General features: G+C 39.1%; 19 protein-coding genes and 1 tRNA gene. 19 read left to right on the forward strand and 1 reads right to left on the reverse strand.

Annotated elements, in window-relative coordinates:
* The first annotated feature begins 115 nt into the window (after positions 1 to 115).
* From rapZ to whiA, 3 genes are read left to right on the forward strand one after another with little or no spacing between them, the layout of a single operon-like run.
* On the forward strand, positions 116 to 1,003 hold the full coding sequence (gene rapZ / locus JHE06_RS02125; protein WP_058919926.1) for an RNase adapter RapZ: 888 nt from the start codon (positions 116 to 118) through the stop codon (positions 1,001 to 1,003).
* Positions 1,000 to 2,013: a gluconeogenesis factor YvcK family protein gene (locus JHE06_RS02130; RefSeq protein ID WP_058919927.1), complete on the forward strand. Its 1,014-nt coding sequence runs from the start codon at positions 1,000 to 1,002 to the stop codon at positions 2,011 to 2,013. Before rapZ ends, JHE06_RS02130 begins: the two co-directional genes overlap by 4 nt.
* Before the next feature lie 58 nt (positions 2,014 to 2,071).
* Positions 2,072 to 3,025, forward strand: coding sequence for a DNA-binding protein WhiA (gene whiA / locus JHE06_RS02135; protein WP_058919928.1), 954 nt, complete (start codon positions 2,072 to 2,074; stop codon positions 3,023 to 3,025).
* 65 nt (positions 3,026 to 3,090) lie between these two features.
* Here the strand turns inward: whiA and rpoN are convergent, their stop codons facing one another.
* The gene (gene rpoN, locus JHE06_RS02140) at positions 3,091 to 4,458 is read right to left on the reverse strand and encodes an RNA polymerase factor sigma-54 (RefSeq protein WP_201089251.1); all 1,368 of its coding nucleotides are present in this window, start codon (positions 4,456 to 4,458) and stop codon (positions 3,091 to 3,093) included.
* Positions 4,459 to 4,597: 139 nt separating this feature from the next.
* Here rpoN and JHE06_RS02145 point away from each other — a divergent pair.
* The 16 genes from JHE06_RS02145 (at position 4,598) to secG (ending at position 23,271) form a co-directional block, all read left to right on the forward strand.
* Positions 4,598 to 4,669, forward strand: a tRNA-Arg gene (locus JHE06_RS02145).
* Positions 4,670 to 5,173: 504 nt separating this feature from the next.
* A complete protein-coding gene (locus JHE06_RS02150) occupies positions 5,174 to 6,160 on the forward strand; it encodes a tRNA dihydrouridine synthase (RefSeq protein ID WP_201089253.1) in 987 nt (328 codons plus the stop codon).
* A gap of 216 nt (positions 6,161 to 6,376) precedes the next feature.
* Positions 6,377 to 6,991 (forward strand): ATP-dependent Clp endopeptidase proteolytic subunit ClpP, encoded by a 615-nt coding sequence (clpP, locus tag JHE06_RS02155; protein WP_268905522.1) that lies wholly within the window; start codon positions 6,377 to 6,379, stop codon positions 6,989 to 6,991.
* Positions 6,992 to 7,135: 144 nt separating this feature from the next.
* Complete coding sequence (locus JHE06_RS02160; protein WP_058919932.1) at positions 7,136 to 7,678, forward strand: DsbA family protein; 543 nt, start codon at positions 7,136 to 7,138, stop codon at positions 7,676 to 7,678.
* Between the two features lie 392 nt (positions 7,679 to 8,070).
* Positions 8,071 to 9,108, forward strand: coding sequence for a sugar-binding transcriptional regulator (locus tag JHE06_RS02165; protein WP_058919933.1), 1,038 nt, complete (start codon positions 8,071 to 8,073; stop codon positions 9,106 to 9,108).
* A gap of 40 nt (positions 9,109 to 9,148) precedes the next feature.
* Positions 9,149 to 10,156, forward strand: coding sequence for a type I glyceraldehyde-3-phosphate dehydrogenase (gene gap, locus JHE06_RS02170; protein WP_058919934.1), 1,008 nt, complete (start codon positions 9,149 to 9,151; stop codon positions 10,154 to 10,156).
* Positions 10,157 to 10,266: 110 nt separating this feature from the next.
* Complete coding sequence (locus JHE06_RS02175) at positions 10,267 to 11,454, forward strand: phosphoglycerate kinase (RefSeq protein ID WP_058919935.1); 1,188 nt, start codon at positions 10,267 to 10,269, stop codon at positions 11,452 to 11,454.
* A 35-nt stretch (positions 11,455 to 11,489) separates the two neighbouring features.
* On the forward strand, positions 11,490 to 12,245 hold the full coding sequence (gene tpiA, locus JHE06_RS02180; RefSeq protein WP_058919936.1) for a triose-phosphate isomerase: 756 nt from the start codon (positions 11,490 to 11,492) through the stop codon (positions 12,243 to 12,245).
* Entirely contained in the window at positions 12,245 to 13,774 is a 1,530-nt protein-coding gene (gpmI, locus tag JHE06_RS02185) for a 2,3-bisphosphoglycerate-independent phosphoglycerate mutase (protein ID WP_201089255.1), read from the forward strand. Before tpiA ends, gpmI begins: the two co-directional genes overlap by 1 nt.
* A gap of 463 nt (positions 13,775 to 14,237) precedes the next feature.
* A complete protein-coding gene (eno, locus tag JHE06_RS02190; protein ID WP_058919938.1) occupies positions 14,238 to 15,536 on the forward strand; it encodes a phosphopyruvate hydratase in 1,299 nt (432 codons plus the stop codon).
* Between the two features lie 157 nt (positions 15,537 to 15,693).
* Positions 15,694 to 18,531 (forward strand): sigma 54-interacting transcriptional regulator, encoded by a 2,838-nt coding sequence (locus JHE06_RS02195; protein WP_201089257.1) that lies wholly within the window; start codon positions 15,694 to 15,696, stop codon positions 18,529 to 18,531.
* Between the two features lie 99 nt (positions 18,532 to 18,630).
* A complete protein-coding gene (locus JHE06_RS02200) occupies positions 18,631 to 19,128 on the forward strand; it encodes a mannose/fructose/sorbose PTS transporter subunit IIB (protein ID WP_201089259.1) in 498 nt (165 codons plus the stop codon).
* Between the two features lie 287 nt (positions 19,129 to 19,415).
* A complete protein-coding gene (gene serC / locus JHE06_RS02205) occupies positions 19,416 to 20,498 on the forward strand; it encodes a 3-phosphoserine/phosphohydroxythreonine transaminase (RefSeq protein ID WP_201089261.1) in 1,083 nt (360 codons plus the stop codon).
* 1 nt (position 20,499) lies between these two features.
* Positions 20,500 to 21,681: a 3-phosphoglycerate dehydrogenase family protein gene (locus JHE06_RS02210; protein ID WP_201089263.1), complete on the forward strand. Its 1,182-nt coding sequence runs from the start codon at positions 20,500 to 20,502 to the stop codon at positions 21,679 to 21,681.
* A gap of 12 nt (positions 21,682 to 21,693) precedes the next feature.
* Complete coding sequence (locus tag JHE06_RS02215; protein ID WP_201089266.1) at positions 21,694 to 22,947, forward strand: DUF1015 domain-containing protein; 1,254 nt, start codon at positions 21,694 to 21,696, stop codon at positions 22,945 to 22,947.
* An 87-nt stretch (positions 22,948 to 23,034) separates the two neighbouring features.
* On the forward strand, positions 23,035 to 23,271 hold the full coding sequence (secG, locus tag JHE06_RS02220; protein ID WP_058919944.1) for a preprotein translocase subunit SecG: 237 nt from the start codon (positions 23,035 to 23,037) through the stop codon (positions 23,269 to 23,271).
* Positions 23,272 to 23,400 lie beyond the last annotated feature (129 nt).

Below are 23,400 nucleotides of genomic sequence, written 5' to 3' on the forward strand. Positions count from 1 at the left end.
TTTTTTTAGATGGCAAAATAGGAAGAAAGCCAAACTTCACTATACACGACACGCCCGGAATGTTATAATAAGAAGATGGCTTAAGAGATAGAAACCTCAAAGGGGAGTGCCAAAAATGGTAGAAAATTTACAATTGGTGATTATTACAGGAATGAGCGGCGCTGGAAAAACAGTTGCGATGCAAAGTTTTGAAGATATGGGCTATTTTTGTGTGGACAACATGCCGCCAAGCTTATTGCCGAAATTTTGGGAATTAGTCAGAGAATCTGGAAAACTAACCAAAATCGCGTTAGTGATCGATTTACGCGCACGCGCTTTTTTTGATGAAATTATGACTGCATTAGAAAGTATGGACAATACAACTCTTATTACAACAAAAATTTTATTTTTAGAAGCAAACGATGAAGAACTGGTTTCTCGGTACAAAGAAACTCGTCGGACACATCCATTAGCAATGAACGATCGTGTTTTAGAAGGTATCAAAAAAGAACGCGAACTATTGAAAGACATTAAAGGACGTGCCCAAAAAGTAATCAATACTACTGATCTTTCACCACGTCAATTGAGAGAAGAAATACATGCAACGTTCAAAAAAGGCGATGCTGAACTTTTCCGAGTAGAATTGATTTCATTTGGTTTTAAATACGGATTGCCAATTGACGCAGATGTGGTAATGGACGTTCGCTTTTTACCAAATCCGCATTATGTGGATGATTTGCGGCCTTTAACCGGCATAGACGAACCTGTTTATGATTACGTCATGAAACAGCCGGAAACAGAAGTGTTTTACCGCAAATTTACAGATTTGCTGGATTGTATTTTGCCTGGTTATAAAAAAGAAGGAAAAAACAATGTAACGATTGCCATCGGCTGTACAGGTGGAAAACACCGTTCAGTAGCTTTATCAGAACGGATTGGTCACAAAATTGAATCAGATGGGTACCCGGTCCATATTACCCACCGAGACAAAGATAAAACGAAAGAAACGGTCAATCGCTCATGATGAACGAAAAAAAAGGCAGAAGACCTAAGATCGTGGTGATTGGGGGAGGGACCGGCCTTCCCGTTATCTTACAAGGGTTAAAAGCGAAACACGCAGAAGTAACAGCGATCGTGACTGTAGCGGACGACGGAGGCAGCAGCGGTTCATTGCGTAATTACGCCAACGTGGTGCCGCCGGGCGATATTCGTAACGTATTGCTCTCTTTGTCTAATATTCCTCACCTGCAGAAAGACATTTTTCAATATCGTTTTGATACGAATGACCACTTTTTAGCTGGGCATTCTATCGGCAACTTAATCATTGCAGCGATGGCAGAAATGCGCGGCAGTATTTTTGAAGCGATTCAGTTGTTGTCTAAAATGATGGGGGTTGATGGACACGTTTATCCTGCTGCTGAAGAAGCGTTGATTTTGCATGCTATTTTTGAAGATGGAACACAAGTTTCAGGCGAATCGAAAATCGCGAAAGAAAGCAAAAAAATTGAACGTGTCTTTGTAACACCGATCAATGAAGATCATGAAGTCAAAGCCTCTCGTAAAGTGCTTTCGGCCATTCGCGATGCTGATTTAGTAGTTTTAGGACCAGGAAGCTTATTCACCAGCATTTTGCCCAATTTAATGATTGGGGATTTGGGTAAGGCTGTAACGGAAACAAGTGCTGAAGTGGTTTATATTTGTAATATCATGACTCAACTGGGCGAAACTGAAAACTTTAGTGATGCTGATCACGTATCCGTTTTACACAAACACTTAGAAAAAAAATTCATTGATACGGTACTTGTCAATACGGAGCACGTACCGGAAGACTACATGAACCGCGAACGGTACGATGAATACTTAGTACAAGTAGCTCATGATTTTAAGGGGTTAAGTGAAGAAGTACCTCGTGTTATCTCGAATGGCTTCCTCAAATTGAGAGACGAAGGAGTCTTTCATAATGGAGATAAAGTTGTAGAAGAGCTCTTCAAGTTGGCTTACGAAAGCAACCGAGTTCGTTTTGCAAAAATTTAAGATTATTTGACTCGGAGGGAACCTAGGGTGATCAAAGGGAAGAAGGGGGGCGGTAAAGTTGTCTTATGCTTCAGAAGTAAAAAAAGAATTGACTCAATTAGAAGTACACCGGGAACATGCGCGGGCAGAACTAGCAGCGTTGATTCGAATGAATGGCACAGTCAACTTAGTTAATAAAAAGTTTGTTCTTAACGTGCAAACAGAAAACGCAGCTATTGCGAGAAGGATCTATGTACTATTGAAAGATCATTTTGACGTTGAAAGTGAATTATTAGTGCGTCGGAAAATGAAGTTGAAAAAAAACAATGTCTATATCGTGCGGTTAAAGAAAGGCACACAAAAAGTTTTATCTGATCTTTCCATTATGGATGGCATGACGTTGCATAGTCATGTTCCAGAAGAAATTATGATGAGTTCGCAAAAAATGCGTTCGTATTTAAGAGGAGCTTTTTTAGCAGGCGGGTCAGTCAACAATCCTGAAACCAGCCGTTACCATTTAGAAATTTATTCTAACTATGCGGAACACAATGACGATATTTGCCAAATGATGAATTATTTTGAAATGAATGCACGAACGTTAGAGAGGCGCAACGGGTACATTACTTATTTGAAAGAGGGCGAAAAAATCGCTGACTTTTTAGCTTTGACAGGCGCCACAAGCGGTATGCTGAAATTTGAAGATGTTCGGATCGTCCGAGATATGCGCAATTCAGTCAATCGCCTAGTGAACTGTGAAAATGCAAATCTAAATAAAACAATTGATGCAGCCGGTAAACAAATTGAGAGTATTCAATACATCGAAGAAACGATGGGTTTAGATAAATTGCCGGATAAGTTACAAGAAATTGCTTTGATTCGGTTAAAATCACCAGAAGTTACCTTGAAAGAATTAGGGGAAATGATTCCTAGCGGACAAATCAGCAAATCGGGTATCAATCATCGACTGCGGAAAATAAATGAAATCGCTGAAAAATTGCGTACTCAGAATGCAATGACCGCCAATCAAAAGTAATTCATTTAAAAGCATATGAAAAACGCCAGACACTTTTAAAAGTATCTGGCGTTTTTTTGCTCGATTTATTCGAATCGTTTGCGTTTAGAAGAGGGTGGGATAAATAGAGCATCGCGGTATTTAGCGATGGTTCTTCGAGAAATCTCAACACCTTCTGCTGTTAAAAGGTCCACTAGCTTTTGATCGGATAGTGGTTTTTGTTTATTTTCTGTTTCAATCAGCTCAGTCAGTTTTTGCTTGACTTGTTCAGCAGAAACCGTTGCTGGATCTTCAGTTGTCGGCGATTGATTTGTTTTTGTTAGATTTAAAGCATTTGTAAAAAAGTGCTTTAATTCAAAGACGCCGAAAGTCGTTTCTAAATATTTTCCATTGACCGATCGACTGACAGTTGATTCGTGAATATCCAATTCTAATGCGATATCTTTTAAAGTCAGAGGCTGAATCGGGTGTTCCGGCATCAAGAAAAAGCTCTTTTGTTTTTCGACAATGGCCGTTCCGACTCGCAAAATCGTGTCTCCGCGCTGTACTAGACTGCGTTTGAGCCATTCATATTCAGCGTACTTGTCTTTCATAAACTTAGTGACGTCTTGGTCTTTTACTTGCATCATATCGTGGTAGTAATCTTTTTGAAAAGAAATAACGGGCAAACCTGTCTTAATAGAGATAACTTTTAAATCATCGGATTCGATTTTGACAAATAAATCCGGTTTAAGGTACTGTTCAGTTTCACCATTGAACAAAGCGCCTGGATAAGGCGACAAGGTTTGAACAAAATCTGAGATGATTTGAATTTCATTTAATGAGATGTCCAGTTTACGAGTGATCTCCTTCCATTTACGAGTGGCGAAGAGTTCAAATTCTTCTTCAAGGAGGAGGTAAGCCATATTAGGAGCTGTTTCATCACGCTCTATTTGAAGCAGCAAACATTCCTGTAAGTTTCTGGCGCCTACGCCTGCTGGCTCCAATTGTTGAAGCAAAGTCAAGGCGTCTAAGAGCTGCAATTCTTGTGCTTGCGTTAACTGAGCAGCTTCTTCTAATGAAATCGTCAAGTAACCATTGGTATCTAAGTATTCTGTTAACCACAACACCAATTCTCTTAGATAAGTTTCTCTCATCGTTAAATGGATTTGTTCAGTCAGGTATTCGAATAAAGATAAATAAGTATCCGGAATTTGATTCATAAAGTTTAATTCTTCATCGTCTCGGTTATGGGGTATCGTACTCGCATAATCAGCAGCTGACAATTTCTCAGCTGGGCGCTCTTGTGGAGAAGTAATTTCAATTAAAGGATTTCCCAAAGCTTTCTGGTTTAAAAAAGTTAATAAATCTTCTTGATTGTATTGCAGCATTTGAATGGATTGTTGGAGTTGTTGAGTCATAGCCATTTTTTGAACTTGGTTTTGTTGCTGTGTAAAGGATTGTTCGAAATTCATGCGGTGACCTCCTTGTTAAAAACCTTTTTTTTCTGACTTTATTATAACATAAAGGGCTAGTCGAATCTTATGACCCGTAAAAATGCCTTGTTTTTTTACCAGTTATCAGATACACTGTAATAGTTGGTAATTTTAAGAAGTCCCCTTAGTGTAATGGATATCACGTAAGATTCCGATTCTTGAAATGGGGGTTCGATTCCCTCAGGGGGCATATAGCACGTTCTGTTACGTCCGATTAAATTTGTCGGATGGTTTGAAAGGCTTTAGAAAAACCAGCCGCTAACTAAACTAAACAGGCACGGTTCAGACCCGGATTTCGTAAAAATACTTACGATTTTCGGATCTTTTTTATTAAGTTCTATCATAGTGGTCTTGGTAAGTGAAAAGATTGCCTCTTATAGACTAGCACTATCTTATTATCGTCTTTAAAGAGGAGGGCACGTTGTTAGATAGGAAGGTTCTCTCTGACAACCCATTTTTCGCTTAAGAGTTGTCAACACGATTTGACCAAGCATTTTTTATTAAGACAAGTCTTGAAAGAAGCGGAAATAAAAGGTAGAGCAACTAGATAAACCGAAGTGGACTGATTTCACAAATAGAGGTATAATTCCAGATGTTGAAAAATTACCATTGAGATGTTAAACAGTTTATGCGGTTTTAATTTGGGATGAAGGTATGACCTGGTATCCCGTTACGGAAGGATCGGTTATTGAAGATGAAAGAGAATTTTTGGCAAGATTTGCCGCGGCCGTTTTTTATATTGGCACCAATGGAAGATGTGACGGATGTTGTGTTTCGGCATGTAGTGAGTGAAGCTGGCAGACCGGATGTGTTTTTTACAGAGTTTACAAATACCGTTAGCTATTGTCATCCCGAAGGACGTAATAGTGTTCGTGGACGGTTAACGTTTACGGAAGATGAACAGCCCATGGTCGCTCATATATGGGGAGATGAACCCGAATACTTCCGGAAAATGAGTATCGGCATGGCCGAAGAAGGTTTCAGCGGAATCGATATCAATATGGGTTGTCCAGTCCCCAATGTAGCAGGAAAAGGGAAAGGCAGCGGCCTTATCCGCCGTTCCCAAGTTGCTGCAGATTTAATCCAAGCAGCAAAAGCAGGAGGATTGCCGGTAAGTGTCAAGACTCGGCTTGGATATACAAACATCGATGAATGGCGCGATTGGCTGACACATGTTTTGGAACAAGATATTGCTAATCTTTCTATCCATTTGCGCACACGAAAAGAAATGAGTAAAGGGAATGCTCATTGGGAACTGATTTCAGAGATCAAAAAATTGCGTGACGAGATTGCACCGCAGACCCTTTTGACGATTAATGGAGACATTCCAGATCGTGAAACAGGTTTGAAACTAGTTGAGGAATATGGTGTGGATGGAGTTATGATCGGAAGAGGTGTTTTTCACAACCCTTATGCATTTGAAAAAGAGCCGAAAGAACATAGCAGCAAAGAATTGCTGGACTTATTCAGATTGCATTTGGATCTTTTTGATCATTATTCTGCTAAGGAAGAAGAACCACGTTCGTTTAGACCTCTTCGTCGCTTTTTTAAGATATATGTGCGCGGTATTCGCGGAGCGAGTGATTTAAGAGTGCAGTTAATGGAAACAGAAACAACAAATGAAGCGCGGGCCTTACTAGATGCTTTTGAAGAAAAAAATAAGGATATTGTAGGGAAATAGCAGAAAATTCTCCAGTCGTTTAAAGCACTCAACCGAAAATGGACTATTGGAATTAAAGTCCTCAAGGGACATTCTTGTGACGATTAGATGAAAAATCTAATCGTTTTTTTATTTTTAAAAATGAAACAAACTATTTGACCTTTGTTGACCAAAGGGGTAAACTATAACATAGTAAGATTTAAAAAGTTTATGTTACAATAAAAAAGAAGTAAAGATTTGAGGAGGAAACAACATATGAATTTAGTACCTACAGTAATTGAACAATCCCCGAGAGGCGAACGTGCTTATGATATTTATTCTCGTTTATTGAAAGACCGCATCATTATGCTGAGTGGCCAAATCGATGATAATGTAGCAAACTCTGTTATCGCTCAATTATTATTCTTGGATGCTCAAGATTCTGAAAAAGATATTTTTATTTACGTTAACTCACCAGGTGGAAGCGTAACAGCAGGACTAGCGATTTTTGACACCATGAACTTCATTAAAGCAGATGTTCAAACCATTGCAATGGGAATGGCTGCTTCAATGGGAAGTTTCTTGTTGACTGCTGGTGCAAAAGGCAAACGGTTTGCTTTGCCAAATGCTGAAATTATGATTCACCAACCTCTTGGAGGAGCACAAGGACAAGCGACTGAAATCGAAATCGCTGCTCGTCATATTTTAAAAACGCGTGAACGCCTAAACAAAATTTTATCTGAACGCACCGGACAACCAATTGAAGTGATTGAACGCGATACGGATCGTGATAACTTCATGTCTGCAGAAGATGCAAAAGCGTATGGTTTGATCGATGAAATTATGGAAAATAGCGCAGAATTAAAACAATAAAAATGAAAGCCGGAAGCCTTAGGGCTTTTGGCTTTTTTTATTAGATGAAAAATGATAGAACCAAAAAAAGAGCAAACAGGAAAATAACATTTCATGGGTTTTACATGTATACTATTGGTTACAAATGGTAAGGGGGAAGTTTTGATGGATATCAGCAATATCATAGCAAGCGAAGTGGGCACCACTTATGGATTTAAAATTGGAAATCCTGATGCACCAGTAAAAGTTATTGAATTTATTAATTTACGTTGTCCATTCTGTAAAAAATGGTATGAAGATTCAAAAGATGTTCTAGCATATTATGTAGCAGCTGGAAAAGTCCAACGGATCATTAAGCACTTTGATAAAGAAAAACCAAGCTTGGCAAAGGGAAACGTTGTTCATCATTATTTGGATTATTCGAATCCAGAGAAAGCTTTGGAAGAAATGGATTATTTCTATGACAAGCAAGATGAATGGGGCGATCTAGAAGAATTAAAAGAAGTTGCCGCATATGTAGAAGAGAAACGGGGATTGACACATCAACCCAATACAGAAGAAATCAACGGCATCATTGAAGAAGCTGGCCGGGCTAATGTTGTGCTTGTTCCTTCTGTTTTTATCGGAGAAGCTATTTTTGATGAACACATCACATCAGATGAATTGACTGATTTAATTGAAACAGCTTTAAACGAAACAACCAAATAAAAAGTAAAAAATAATAATCAGAAAAGAAACTGGCTATGTATTTTTTGTTCAGAAATAGGAACGAACAGCGGAAGTAAAAGATAAACTTTCGCTGTTTTCAGCTTTTAAGAGCTAAATTAACTCTAAAAAGACAAAAAAACGTCATATATAGAAAAAATCGGATGTTTCATAAGGATTTAACCTTTATAGTTGAAAGTTAGATTGTGAGATGGTAAAATAGAGGATGTAAGAGATGAATGCAGGATGTTTTTACATGCTGTTAAGGATAACAAGAATAAAACATACAGTTAACTGAATGTCTTGTTTTGCTTAGATCTCTTGTTTTTTTAGGTAGTAAGGGTCGCTAAACGACTTACGTGGTCGTTAAACGTCCAGCTAGGAAGAGGTTGCTCATGCAAGATGTATTGTCTATTATCGAAAAAGTAGCACCGGATATCATGGACACGCTGAGAGAACGATATCAAATTTTACGCAACATTTATTTAGCAGGTCCAGTGGGCCGCAGAGTGTTGGCCGGTAAACTGAATATTACTGAGCGTGTATTGAGAACGGAAGTAGATGCTTTAAAAAAGCAAAACTTGATTCAAACATCCAAGCTGGGTATGCAGCTAACCGCGAACGGTGAATTAGTATACCGGGAACTGGACCAAATGATGGGGCAACTATTAGGGATGCGAGAAAAAGAAAATCAATTAGCTATTTATTTTCAAATAGAACATTGCATCATCGTCTCAGGAGACGTAGATGAGCAAGCCAAGGTTCAAGAAGAACTAGGACGAGCAACAATGGATTCATTGAAATTCTTGCTACCTGAAGGGGACAACATCATAGCAGTCATGGGCGGTACAACTATGGCTGAAGTTGCTAACCATATGAATGAGAGTCTTTCTTATCATCGCGAACTAATATTTGTGCCAGCCAGAGGCGGTCTGGGCGAATCGGTCAACATTCAAGCGAATGCTGTCAGCGCCCAAATGGCTAAAAAAGCGGGAGGCGCAAATCGTGTTCTTTATGTACCGGAACAGGTGAGCGAAGAAACATACAAACCGCTATTGCAAGAACCAGAGATCAAAAAAACATTGGATCTGGTCGAACGTGCTAATTGTGTGCTTTATGGTATCGGAGATGCCATGCACATGGCAGAACGCAGAGGGATGAGCCAAGAAGCTCTAGCTCTGATTAAAGAAAAAGCAGCAGTTGGAGAAGCTTTTGGAGAGTTCTACAACCAAGCGGGAGAAGTAGTTTATAAAATTCCTCGTATTGGCATGCAGTCAAAAGATCTTTCGCACGTTTCAAGTGTGATCGCGATTGCCGGTGGACGATCTAAGGCCAACGCAATTGAAGCTTATATGAAAAAAGCACCTGCTCAGACGTGGTTGATCACAGATGAAGGTGCCGCCAATCAGATTTTAAAAGGGATAACCCTTTAAAATAAAAATTTTCACGATTCCTAAAGGAGGAAATTTATTTATGACAGTTAAAGTAGGTATTAATGGTTTTGGACGTATTGGACGTCTTGCTTTCCGCCGTATCCAAGAAGTAGAAGGTATTGAAGTAGTAGCAATCAACGACTTAACAGATGCTAACATGTTAGCTCACTTGTTGAAATACGATACAACTCAAGGACGTTTCAACGGAGAAGTAGAAGTTAAAGACGATGCATTCACAGTTAACGGCAAAGACGTAAAAATCTTAAGCAACCGTAACCCAGAAGAACTTCCATGGGGAGAGCTTGGCGTAGAAATCGTTCTAGAATGTACTGGTTTCTTCACAACTCAAGAAAAAGCTGAATTGCACTTGAAAGCTGGAGCTAAGAAAGTTGTTATCTCTGCACCTGCAACTGGCGACATGAAAACAATCGTTTACAACGTAAACCACGAAACTCTTGATGGTTCTGAAACAGTTATCTCTGGAGCTTCATGTACAACTAACTGTTTAGCTCCTATGGCTAAAGTGTTAAACGACAAATATGGTATCGTTCAAGGATTGATGACAACTATTCACGCTTACACTGGTGACCAAAACACATTAGATGCTCCACATCCAAAAGGCGACTTCCGTCGTGCACGTGCTGCAGCAGAAAACATCATTCCTAACACAACTGGTGCTGCTAAAGCAATCGGTGAAGTTATCCCTGAATTAAAAGGTAAATTAGATGGAGCAGCACAACGTGTGCCTGTACCAGCTGGTTCATTAACTGAATTAGTAACTGTTTTAGACAAAACAGTTACTGTTGAAGAAGTAGATGCAGCAATGAAAGCAGCTGCTGACGAATCTTACGGTTACACTGAAGACCCAATCGTTTCTTCTGATATTTTAGGTATGACTTTTGGATCATTATATGATGCAACTCAAACTAAAGTTCTTACAATTGGCGACAAACAATTAGTTAAAACTGTTGCTTGGTATGACAACGAAATGTCATACACTGCACAATTAGTTCGTACTTTAGAATATTTTGCTAAATTAAGCCACTAATAGCTAAAGAACAGAACAGCTAATTTAGAATCTTGTGTTAAGCGGGGGAGCAGCGCGCTTCCCCGCTTTTCTTTTTTGATTAGAAAATTGAAATTGAGGAGGATCTCTCAATGGTAAAAAAAGTAGTAACTGATTTAGAGTTGAAAGATAAAAAAGTTTTAGTTCGTGCCGACTTTAACGTTCCGATGAAAGACGGAAAAATCACGAACGACAACCGTATCCAAGCTGCGTTACCGACCATTCAATACATTATTGAACAAGGCGGAAAAGTGATTCTTTTCTCTCACTTGGGTAAAGTGAAAACAGAAGAAGACAAAGAGGGCAAAAGTTTGCGTCCGGTTGCAGAACGTCTAAGTGAATTGCTTGGCAAAGACGTTACTTTCGTACCTGAAACGCGAGGAAAAGAATTAGAAGATGCCATCGCTAACTTAAATGCTGGAGATGTATTAGTCTTTGAAAACACTCGTTTTGAAGATGTCGACGGGAAGAAAGAAAGCAAAAATGATGCTGAACTTGGCAAGTACTGGGCTAGCTTAGGCGATGTATTTGTAAACGATGCTTTTGGTACGGCTCACCGTGCTCATGCTTCAAACGTAGGCATCGCTTCAAATCTTGAATCAGCTGCTGGCTTCTTGATGGAAAAAGAAATTAAATTCATCGGCGGTGCAGTTGACGAACCAAAACGTCCTTTTGTAGCTATCTTAGGTGGCGCAAAAGTAAGCGACAAAATCGGTGTTATTGAAAACTTGTTAGATAAAGCTGATAAAGTTCTAATCGGCGGCGGAATGACCTACACATTCTATGCAGCTAAAGGAATTGAAATTGGTAAATCATTAGTTGAAGAAGATAAAATCGAATTAGCTAAGAGCTTAATTGAAAAAGGCGGCGATAAATTAATTTTGCCAGTCGATTCAGTAACAGCTCAAGAGTTTAGCAATGACGTACCAAATGAAATCCATGAAGGTGCCGTTCCAAGCGACCAAATGGGGCTTGACATCGGACCGAAAACAATTGAATTATTCACCAACGAATTAAAAGGTGCTAAAACAGTTGTATGGAACGGACCAATGGGTGTATTCGAAATGTCGAACTACGCTAAAGGCACAATCGGTGTTTGTGAAGCAATCGCTAGCTTAACCGATGCAACAACCATCATCGGCGGCGGAGATTCTGCAGCAGCAGCTATGGAATTAGGATTTGCAGATCAATTCACTCATATTTCAACTGGTGGCGGAGCTTCTCTAGAATACCTAGAAGGCAAAGAACTACCAGGAGTAGCATCAATTTCTGAAAAATAAGTTTATTTTGAGTCAATGAAAGGAAGTTATTCTTTATGCGTAAACCAATTATTGCAGGTAACTGGAAAATGAACAAAACTGCTTCAGAAGCATTGGCTTTTGTTGAAGCAGTCAAAGCAAATATCCCTTCACCAGATGTGGTGGATTCAGTTGTGGGAGCACCAACTTTATTCTTACAAGAGTTAGTGAACGCAGCAAAAGGAACAGATTTAAAAATCGCTGCTCAAAACAGCTACTTTGAAAATTCCGGAGCATTCACTGGGGAAACTAGTCCAGCAGCTTTAAACGATATCGGAGTAGATTACGTTATTATTGGACACTCTGAACGCCGTGAATATTTCCATGAAACAGACGAAGACATCAACAAAAAAGCTCATGCTATCTTTAACAACGGAATGACTCCAATCATTTGTTGTGGCGAAACGTTAGAACAGCGTGAAGCTGGACAAACAAATGAATGGGTAAGCGGACAAATCAAAGCTGCAATCAAAGGATTGACTGAAGAACAAGTAGCTCAATCAGTTCTTGCTTATGAACCTATTTGGGCAATTGGAACAGGAAAATCATCTACGTCTAAAGACGCCAATGATACTTGTGCTGTTGTTCGTCAAACGATCGCTGAAGAAGTTTCTCAAGAAGCTGCTGACGCAGTTCGTATCCAATATGGCGGTAGTGTCAAACCTGAAAACATCGCGGAATACATGGCTCAATCGGATATTGATGGAGCTTTAGTAGGAGGCGCAAGCTTAGAAACAGAATCATTCTTAGCATTATTGGAGGCTATTAAATAATGAGCAAAACACCAGTAGCCATCGTTATTCTTGACGGATTTGGATGGCGCAATGAAGTAATGGGCAATGCTGTAGCACAAGCTAAAAAGCCTAATTTTGACCGCTACATGGCAACTTATCCACATAGTCAATTAAAAGCTTCTGGTTTGGATGTTGGTCTTCCAGCAGGTCAAATGGGGAACTCTGAAGTTGGACACACAAACATTGGAGCAGGCCGTATCGTCTACCAAAGTTTGACTCGTATTGATAAAGCCATTGAAGAAGGCGAATTTCAATCGAATCCAGCTTTGAGCGATGCAATGAATCAAGCGATTGAAAATCATGCAAACCTACATTTGTTTGGTCTTTTATCGGATGGGGGCGTACACAGCCATTTAAACCATTTGATTTCATTGTTAAAAACAGCCAAAGAAAAAGGAGTCGCAAATGTCTATATCCATGCTTTTCTTGATGGACGAGACGTAGCCCCTAATTCAGGAGCAGGGTACATTGAGCAGTTAGAAAAGGCTATAAAAGAAATCGGAATTGGCGAAATCGCTACGGTTTCTGGTCGATTCTATGCAATGGACCGTGATAAACGTTGGGAACGAGTTGAAAAAGCTTATAACGCAATTGTCCATGGCGAAGGCGTAAAAGCAACAGATGCATTGGAAGCTGTTAAAGCTAGCTATGCATCAGAAAAATTTGACGAGTTTGTCTTGCCAACGGTAATCGAAAAAGATGGCAAAGCAGTCGGAACAGTTGAAGACAATGACTCTATCATCTTCTTTAACTTCCGTCCTGACCGTGCTATTCAATTATCGAATGCATTTACAGACGACGAATGGGAACACTTTGACCGCGGAACACGCGCTAAAAATGTGAAATTTGTGACGATGACGCTTTATAACCCAAGCATTAAAGCAGCTGTGGCTTTTGAACCGATCGAAATGAAAAATGTGATTGGTGAAGTTCTTTCAAATAAAGGGTTAACTCAACTTCGGATTGCAGAAACTGAAAAGTATCCGCATGTCACTTTCTTTATGAATGGTGGCCGGAACGAAGAGTTTCCTGGAGAAAATCGTATTCTAATTCCATCACCAAAAGTGGAAACATACGATTTGCAACCAGAAATGAGCGCTTATGAAGTAACGGATGCATTAGTTGCAGATATTGAAGCAGATAAATCTGATGCCATTATCTTGAACTTTGCAAACCCGGATATGGTTGGGCATTCTGGCATGTTGGAACCTACAATAAAAGCTATTGAAGCAGTTGATGAAAACTTAGGACGTGTAGTGGATGCGATTATTGCCAAAGGCGGCTATGCAATCATTTTCGCTGACCATGGAAACGCGGATACAATGATCACACCTGAAGGAAATCCTCATACTGCTCATACAACTGTTCCTGTTCCTGTAATTGTAACGAAAAAAGACGTTACCTTACGTGAAGGCGGACGTTTAGCAGATATTGCACCAACAATGTTAGATTTATTAAATGTTGAAAAACCAGCAGAAATGACCGGCGAAAGCCTCATCCAAAAGTAAAGGATGTGGAGCGGCTCTGGTAGACACACAGCAATTTTAGGGATTTACGAGCAAGAGCATACTGTGCATTGCTGGAAATCATCTAAATTGCCAAGTGTCTGAGCCGCGCAGCTCAACTAAAGGATGCGAAGAACGCTGAACATCCTAAAGGTCTTGAAATAAAAGTAATGGAATTTACCTGTTTTAACGTTAATTCATCCATTTTCGGCTAACTTATTTGCGCAAATAAGTTTTTATGAAACGTATCATTCACGGTAGACTGTATTAAAAAACTAATCGAATAAGCTGCAGTTTATTGATGGGTTGTTTTTAATAGAGTTGATTGAACATTTTATAAGAAGATGGGGAATAAATGTGAACGGGTAGAAAAACATTGCATCTCAGAAAAAACTTGACTAGAATAAGCCTATGGGCAATTACGCTCTAGGTAAAAATTATTGAAACTCAAAGGAGAGAAATAAAAATGCCATTTATTACAGATATTTTAGCACGTGAAGTTTTAGACTCACGCGGAAACCCAACAATCGAAGTAGAAGTTTATACAGAAAGCGGAGCATTTGGTCGCGGAATGGTTCCATCAGGAGCTTCAACTGGTGAACACGAAGCTATCGAATTACGTGACGGAGACAAAGATCGTTACCTTGGAAAAGGTGTTTTAAAAGCTGTTGACAACGTAAACAAGGTAATTGCAGAAGCTATCCTTGGTTTTGACGTACGTGATCAAATGGCGATCGACAGAACGATGATCGAATTAGACGGTACTCCAAACAAAGCTAAATTGGGAGCAAACGCAATTTTAGGTGTTTCTATCGCTGTTGCACGTGCAGCTGCTGATTATTTAGATCTTCCTTTATACCAATACTTAGGCGGATTCAATGCTAAAGTATTGCCAACTCCAATGATGAACATCATCAATGGCGGATCACATGCTGACAACAGTATCGATTTCCAAGAATTCATGATTATGCCTGTTGGAGCTCCAACATTTAAAGAAGGCCTACGTATGGGAACAGAAATATTCCATGCATTAGCTGGTATCTTGAAATCTAAAGGCTTAACAACTTCTGTTGGTGATGAAGGTGGATTCGCTCCTAACCTAGGATCAAACGAAGAAGGCTTCGAAGTTATCATTGAAGCAATCAAAAAAGCTGGCTACAAACCTGGTGAAGATGTTCTTCTTGCTATGGATGCTGCTTCTTCTGAATTCTACAATAAAGAAAAAGGTGTTTATGACCTAGCTGATTCAGGCGAAGGCGAAAAAACAGCTGAAGAAATGATTAAAATTTATGAAGACTTAGTTGCAAAATACCCAATCGTGTCTATTGAAGATGCTTTAGACGAAAATGACTGGGAAGGTACTAAAAAATTAACTGATGTTTTAGGCGATAAAGTACAAATCGTTGGTGATGACTTGTTCGTTACAAACACTGAAAAATTAGCTAAAGCAATTGATATGGGAGTAGCTAACTCAATCCTAATCAAAGTTAACCAAATTGGTACATTGACTGAAACTTTTGACGCTATTGAAATGGCTAAAAAAGCTGGTTATACAGCTGTTATTTCTCACCGTTCTGGTGAAACAGAAGATTCAACAATTTCTGATATCTCTGTTGCAACAAATGCTGGACAAATCAAAACTGGTTCTCTATCACGTACGGACCGTATTGCTAAATACAACCAATTGTTACGTATTGAAGACCAATTAGGCGACTTAGCTGTATACGAAGGCAAAAAAGCTTTCTACAACTTAAAAAACAAATAAGCACCTAATGTAAAAAATAGAATCAAACTGCACTGCTACTCGGACCCATTCCGAGTAGCAGTGTATTTTTTATTGATACACTTATTAAATAAAAAAGAGTGTATCAATGAATAAGTATGGTAAAATGAAAGCGATAACTAGTTGAAGGTGGGATTAGATGAAACGTAAAGACCTTATTTATCAATACGTTAAAAAGAATACAGAAAATCTGTCTCAAGAAGAAATCAATTTTGGCGGAGGACTGACCACGATAGAGATTTCTGAAGACTTAGATATTATCCGTAACAATGTCAGTAAAGAATTGAATATCTTAGTGAGAGAAGAAAAAATCGTCAAACTTGAAGGACGACCTGTCCGTTATTTGGATGCAAGTTGCTTGAAATGGAAGCCGCTTTCCAAAAAGGTTAACTCTTATAAAGAAAACACATTACTAAATAAAAAAGAATCGCCAACAAGAGAAACATCAGAAAAAAAATTAAAGCGAGATTTATTTGACTATATGATTGGATCAAATGGCAGTTTAAGAAGCCAAATGGAACAAGCTAAAGCCGCTATTTTTTATCCCCCTAAAGGGTTAAATAGCTTGATTATTGGACCGACCGGATCGGGGAAAACATTTTTTGCTAATGCTATGTACCAATACTCTCAAGCAAAAGACGTAATCGACCAAGAAAAAACGATGATTATTTTTAATTGTGCCGATTATTCTCAAAATCCGCAATTACTGATGTCGCATTTATTCGGTCATGCAAAAGGGGCCTATACGGGTGCCACAGAAGCTAAAGACGGCTTGCTGATCAAAGCCCATGATAATATGTTGTTTCTAGATGAGATCCACCGTCTGCCTCCTGAAGGTCAAGAGATGTTGTTTTATTTTATGGACACAGGGACATTTCAACGAATGGGAGAAACTGAAGAACGGGTGTCAGCAAATGTCCGAATCATTTGTGCTACGACAGAAGATCCTGATTCAGCACTTTTAAAAACGTTTGTTCGTCGCATACCGGTTTCGATCCAGTTGCCGGCATTTAACGATCGTCCGGCAAAAGAACGTGTACAGCTGCTGAGAATGCTTTTGTCGATTGAAGCTAAGCGAATCAACAAACGCATCGTAGTCGATGAGAATGTTGTTAAAGCGCTGCTCGGCAGTGTAACTTATGGAAACATCGGTCAGTTGAAATCCAATATTCAATTGGCTTGTGCCAAAGGTTTTTTAAACAGCATGGACAATCAAGATGAAGTTTGTATCACAATGGAAGAGCTCACACCTGAGTTACAAGATGGCTTGATCAATCTGGCAAAACAACGCAATGAATTGAATGAAGTCTCTCAGTATTTAGAACCGCGTTTGACGTTATACCCAGATGATTCGGTATATATCTTAGAAGAGGATACCTATGAACTGCCTTTTAACCTATATGAAATCATCGGTGATAAAGCGGCGTTATTGAAGTCAGAAGGTGTCGATGCAGAAAGCATTGAAAATTTTATCACCACAGATATTAATTTGCACTTAAAATCCTTTTACAAAACCAATAAGTTAGATTTTGATAATGAACAAAATCTAAAAGATATTGTGGACCAAGAAGTGATTACGTTGACCAAAGAAATTTGGAAGATGGCGGAGGAACATTTAGAATATCGATTCAAACAAAACTTTTTATATGCTATGAGTTTGCATTTAAGCTCCTTTATCAAACGCTCAAGAGAAGGCGTGGTGCTGACGAAGACTAATAAAGAGCTTGAGAATTTGATTCTTAATTATCAAGCAGAATACGAAGTGGCGCTTATGATCAAGGAACATATTCAAGCCAAATACCAAATTGCGGTGCCTGAAGTCGAATGCTGGTATTTGACGATGTTATTGGTTTCCTTGAAAGAGCAAAACTTGATCGGACATGTCGGCATTATCGTAGCAGCACACGGGAAAAGCACAGCAACCAGTATGGTTCAAGTAGTGACGAAATTGTTGGATGTGAAAAACGTTGTCGCAGTCGATATGCCGTTGGAAATGAATCCAAATAGAGCCTATAGTTTAATTAGCGATGCTGTCCAAAAAGTAAATGAAGGCAAAGGTGTCTTGCTTTTAGTCGATATGGGCTCGCTAACGACGTTTGGTCCGAAGCTGATGAGAGAGACAGAAATTCCTGTTAAAACCATTGATATGGTCACAACGCCTGTAGTATTGGAAGCTGCTAGGAAAACATCCTTGATGGATAACCAATTAGAAGAAATTTATGATTCATTGAAAAGTTTCAGAGGATACAGCAATTTTTTGAATTACCAACCAGTCTCTCCCGCTGATGAAATCAATGGAGAAATGCAGCGAAGGAAAGCCATCGTGACAATCTGTTCTACGGGAGAAGGCACGGCCATTAAAATCAAAGAACGGGTACAAGATTTGCTTTCTAGTTTTATCGATGAAGACGTTGAAGTGTTTTCTATTTCATTAGTCAATATGGAAAAACAGGTTGCAGAGATTGCAGAAGATTACCATATTTTAGCAACAGCAGGTGTCAGTAAGCCAACTCTGGCGGTTCCGCATTTGACTTTAGAAGAATTGTTTCAGTCAACTGGCACGGAACGAATCAAGCAAGTGATGCTGGAAAGCCAAAGCGATGAATCTAATTTTGTCCGCTCTATTGATACAAAAGAATTGTGCGAAGAGTATTTAGGAACCTATTTCACTTTTTTAAACCCGCATAAATTGATCGATGTTCTTTGGGAATATTGTACGATCATCGAAACTCAGGTCAACGAAACATTTAGCAATAGTTTGAGAATCGGCTTGATCATGCATGTGGCGGGAGTTCTTGAACGAGTTCTTTTGAATGATGTACTCTCTGCTGAGGAGGATACAGCAGAAAAAGATTCAGTCTATTACGAAGCAGTTATTAAAGCAAATCAATCGATAAAAACGAAATTGAATTTAACGATTCCTGAATCTGAAATTTTTTACATCTTAAATATCTTTGATACACAAGCACAAGAATAAGCAGCGACACTCCGAGAGAAGAAGCATCTGATTTATTGGGTTGGAATTCGCTGCTTGAAAATACGGTGCATTAGAAGAAAAGGAAAAGGATGATTTATTATGACAATGGATATTCGCTTAGTGCGAATTGACGACCGTTTGATTCATGGTCAAGTGGCCACTGTGTGGGCAAAAGTCACAAAAATAAACCGTATCTTGGTGGTAAGTGATGAAGTAGCTAAAGATACATTGAGAAAAACACTACTAAAACAAGCAGCACCTCCAGGGGTAGCTGTTAATGTCATCGCCATTGATAAAATGATTTCTATTGCTGATGATCCTAAATTTAGCAGCTTTAAAGCATTGCTGCTGTTTACAAATCCGCAAGATGTCAAAAGAGTAGTAGAGGGAGGAATCTCATTGCGTTCAGTCAACATTGGAGGAATGAGTTTTTCAGATGGCAAAAAAATGATCACGAATGCCGTCGCAGTAAACGACAAAGATGTAGAAGATTTAAAATTTTTAAACGAACAAGGAATTGAATTGGAAATCCGCAAAGTTGTTGCGGATAATAAAGTAAATATGATGGATTTATTGAAAAAAGAAAATTTGTTATGACTGTCGAAAACTGAGTGATTAGACAGGATCGTTGGGGTTTCGGCTAGCATAAAACTGCGAGGATACGTAAAGAAAGAGAAGACTGTCGAAAAAGCTTTTTTCCCATCATCAGGAGAAGAAGCTTTTTTGTTTTTTATCCACGAGACAAGAAAACTTAGAAATAAAGTGAATTTATCTCTTTCATAATGTCGATTTATTGTTATAATAGGAAGCACTATACAAATTAGAATTCAACTAGTTTTTAATAACAAATAAATGATAAAAGAGTAGACCAGGGGGATACAAGTGTGAAACGTGTGTATAATTTTTCGGCTGGCCCGGCAGTTTTACCAGAGTCAGTATTAAAAAAAGTTCAAGAAGAACTGCTTTCTTATCAAGGAAGCGGTATGTCAGTCATGGAATTGAGCCATCGCTCATCCTTGTTCCAGTCTATTATTGACGATGCGGAAGCTTTGTTGCGTGAATTGATGGAGATACCTTCCAATTACAAAGTTCTTTTCTTGCAAGGAGGAGCCAGTTTACAATTCAGCATGGTTCCGATGAATCTAGGCAAACAAAAAGCAGCTTATGTCAATACAGGAAGTTGGTCAAAAAAGGCTATTTCTGAAGCAAAAAAAATCAAAGGGCTGGAAATTGAAGAGATTGCCAGTGCTGCGGAAACAAACTTTACAACCGTTCCTACTATACCGATGGTTTCACAAGATATGGATTATTTACATATCACGACCAATAACACTATCGAAGGCACGACTTTCTTTGTGCCGCCGGCTGCTGGAAAAGTACCGCTGGTTGCAGACATGTCATCGAATATTTTGTCCAGTCAGTATACTGTATCAGATTTTGGGTTGATTTATGCGGGAGCACAAAAAAACATTGGACCTGCGGGATTAACGATCGTCATTATCCGAGAAGATTTGATTGGATTAAATGAAACGCCATCTGCTATGTTGGATTACAAAATTCAAGCGGACAACCATTCTCTTTACAATACGCCGCCGACATTTAGCATTTATGTTGCCAAATTAGTTTTTGAGTGGTTGAAGGATTTGGGTGGAGTAGCCGAAATGGAAAAAATGAACCGTAAAAAGGCTGAATTACTGTATTCGACCATTGATGCCTCATCTCTATATGCCTCGCCTGTTGAAAAAAGTGCTCGTTCGCTGACCAATATTCCTTTCATTACTGGAAAAAGCGAGCTAGACAAGCAATTTATCGAGGAAGCTGAAGCAGCAGGGTTTCTGAATTTAAAAGGGCATCGATCAGTAGGAGGAATGCGGGCTAGCTTATACAATGCTTTTCCGTTTGAAGGTGTACAAGCATTGGTTGCATTTATGCAGGCATTTGAAGAAAAAGTAAGAGGAGACGATTAAGATGCTGAATATCAAGACCTATAATGCTATTGCTGAAGAAGGAATCAATAAATTTGAGCCGGACCAGTACCGCTTGAATGAAACGGACAATCCTGATGCTTATTTACTGAGAAGTCAAAATTTACATTCCATGACATTTCCCAGCAATTTAAAGGCGATTGCCAGGGCAGGGGCAGGAACCAATAATATTCCGGTGGCAGCTTGTTCCGATCAAGGAGTCGTTGTTTTTAATACACCAGGAGCGAATGCGAACGCAGTCAAAGAGTTGGTACTGGCCAGCTTGATCTTAGCTTCTCGTCCCATCATTGAAGGAGCTATCTGGACAAAAACAGTAAAAGGCCCGGAAATCGAACAACAAGTGGAAGCTGAAAAAAAACAATTTGTTGGTACCGAAATTGCTGGAAAGCAATTAGGTGTGATTGGACTAGGAGCGATTGGGGCAATGGTTGCAAACGATGCGTATCGTTTAGGAATGAACGTCGTCGGCTACGATCCTTATGTCTCAGTAGATACTGCTTGGACCATTTCCAGAAGAGTCAAGCGTGCCCATTCAATTGAAGAAGTTTTAGCAACATCGGATTTTATTACTGTCCACGTTCCTTTAATGGAAGAAACTAAAGAACTGCTTAACGCAGAAAAACTCTCTTTGGTAAAAGACAATGCTGTTTTATTAAACTTCTCGCGTGGCGAACTCGTGGATATAGATGCAGTAGTCAACGCTTTGGAAAACGGCGAGTTGAAACAGTACTTAACCGATTTTGCAGATGAACGGTTGACGGGCGTTGAAAAAGCGTTGGTTTTACCACACTTAGGAGCTTCTACAGCAGAAGCAGAAATCAATTGTGCTGAAATGGCCGCTAAAACGTTGAAATACTTTTTGGAAACCGGCAATATCATTCATTCCGTCAATTTTCCAACAGTAGAAATGGCTTTTACATCTCCTATACGGATAGCCATCGTGAATCGAAATGTAACCAATATGATTGGACAAATGTCGTCTGGATTGGCTTTAAGCGGCATCAATATCGTGAATATTATCAACCGAAGCCGCGAAGACTATGCTTATACATTGATCGATATCGAAGAAATCGCAGACGATCAGATACAAACAGTTGTTAAACGCATCGAAGAAGTTGAAGGTATTTTAACTGTTCGCGTCATAAAAAATCCAACTAAAGAGTAAAGGAAGATCAAAATGGTACAAATAAAACCTTTTAAAGCTATTCGACCAAATGAAACAGTTGTTAAAGAAGTGGCCTCATTGCCTTATGACGTTTTAGATTCCAACGAAGCGCGTCTGATTGGGGATCAAAATCCCCAGTCTTTTTTACATATCGATAAAGCAGAAATTGATTTAGCCAAAGACTACTCCCCTTATGCAAAAGAAGTGTATCAAAAAGCTGCCGAAAATTTAAAAGCCTTTATTGAAAAAGGCTGGCTTAAACAAGATAAGACCGAGAACTTTTATATCTATCAATTAACAATGAACGGCCGTCCACAAACGGGTTTAGTGGTTTGTACAGCGGTAGAAGATTATTTGAATAAAAAGATCAAAAAGCATGAATTTACTCGTGCTGAAAAAGAATTGGATCGGATCAATCATGTGGATACGACGGACGCCAATACTAGTCCTATTTTTTTAACCTATCGTGAAAATCAAACGGTTAATGAACTGCTCACAAGTTGGATGAATCAACAAGAAGCAATGTATGACTTTACTAGTTTCCATGAGGTTAGACACCAAGTTTGGGCAATTGACCAAAAAGAAACGATTGAACAATTGGTTGCTCTCTTTGCTGAACAGATTGATTCTTTGTATATTGCCGATGGACACCACCGGACAGAATCAGCTGTTAAGGTAGCCTTAAAGCGCCGTGCACAATTTCCAACTGTTCCAGCTAATACAGAATTCAACTACTTTTTATCGGTTTTATTTCCAGAAGAACAATTGGCGATCATGGATTACAATCGTGTAGTGGATGTTCCAATCGAAGAAGATTATTTAGACCAAGTAGCCAAGAAGTTTGATATACAAGAAGTTGGGATGGAACCATTTAAGCCTCAGGAACCTAAAACAATGGGCATGTATTTAAACGGTCAGTGGTATAAATTAACCGCAAAACCTGAAATCCGTTCGACAGATGCAGTAAATGGGCTAGATGTTGCGATTTTGCAGGATCAAATCTTAAGACCTATTTTTGATATTCAAGATATTCGAACAGACGAACGGATTGACTTTATTGGCGGTATTCGTGGATTGGGAGAATTAGTTGAAGCCGTTGACAGCGGAAAATTTACCGTAGCTTTTGCTATGTATCCCACAACGATGGATGAATTGTTGAAAGTAGCGGACAGCGGAGAAGTAATGCCGCCGAAATCTACGTGGTTTGAACCGAAATTGTTAAGCGGCTTATTTGTACACGATTTAGAGAGTGATGCTGGATTCTGATAGTGAGAATGAAACTTATCTAGTAATTTACCGTTAATTATGTTAAAGTTAACTGCAGAAGAAAAGTTAGACGGGAGGGCAATGAAATTGTATAATACCTTTTTAATTGCTGAACTAATCATATCAGTTTTACTTATTATTGTGGTTGTGATGCAGCCATCAAAAACCAACAATGCAGCTAGTGCGCTCACAGGTGGCGCAGAACAATTATTTGGAAAACAAAAGGCCCGTGGATTTGAAGCAGTTTTGCAACGAACAACGGTAGTATTGGGTATTGCTTTCTTTGCAGTCGCTCTAATTTTAGCCTATTTATCAGCAAATTAATCAAACATGTAAAGCTACCTGAGAAGTTTCAGGTAGTTTTTTTTCATGAACTTAAAAATCCGAAAAATGAATTGAAATCGCTCTAGATGAAAAACAAGTCTGAATTTGAACCAATTTGGGATTCGCTAG

This window comes from Carnobacterium sp. CS13 (assembly GCF_016653495.1).
GTDB classification, from domain to species: domain Bacteria; phylum Bacillota; class Bacilli; order Lactobacillales; family Carnobacteriaceae; genus Carnobacterium_A; species Carnobacterium_A antarcticum.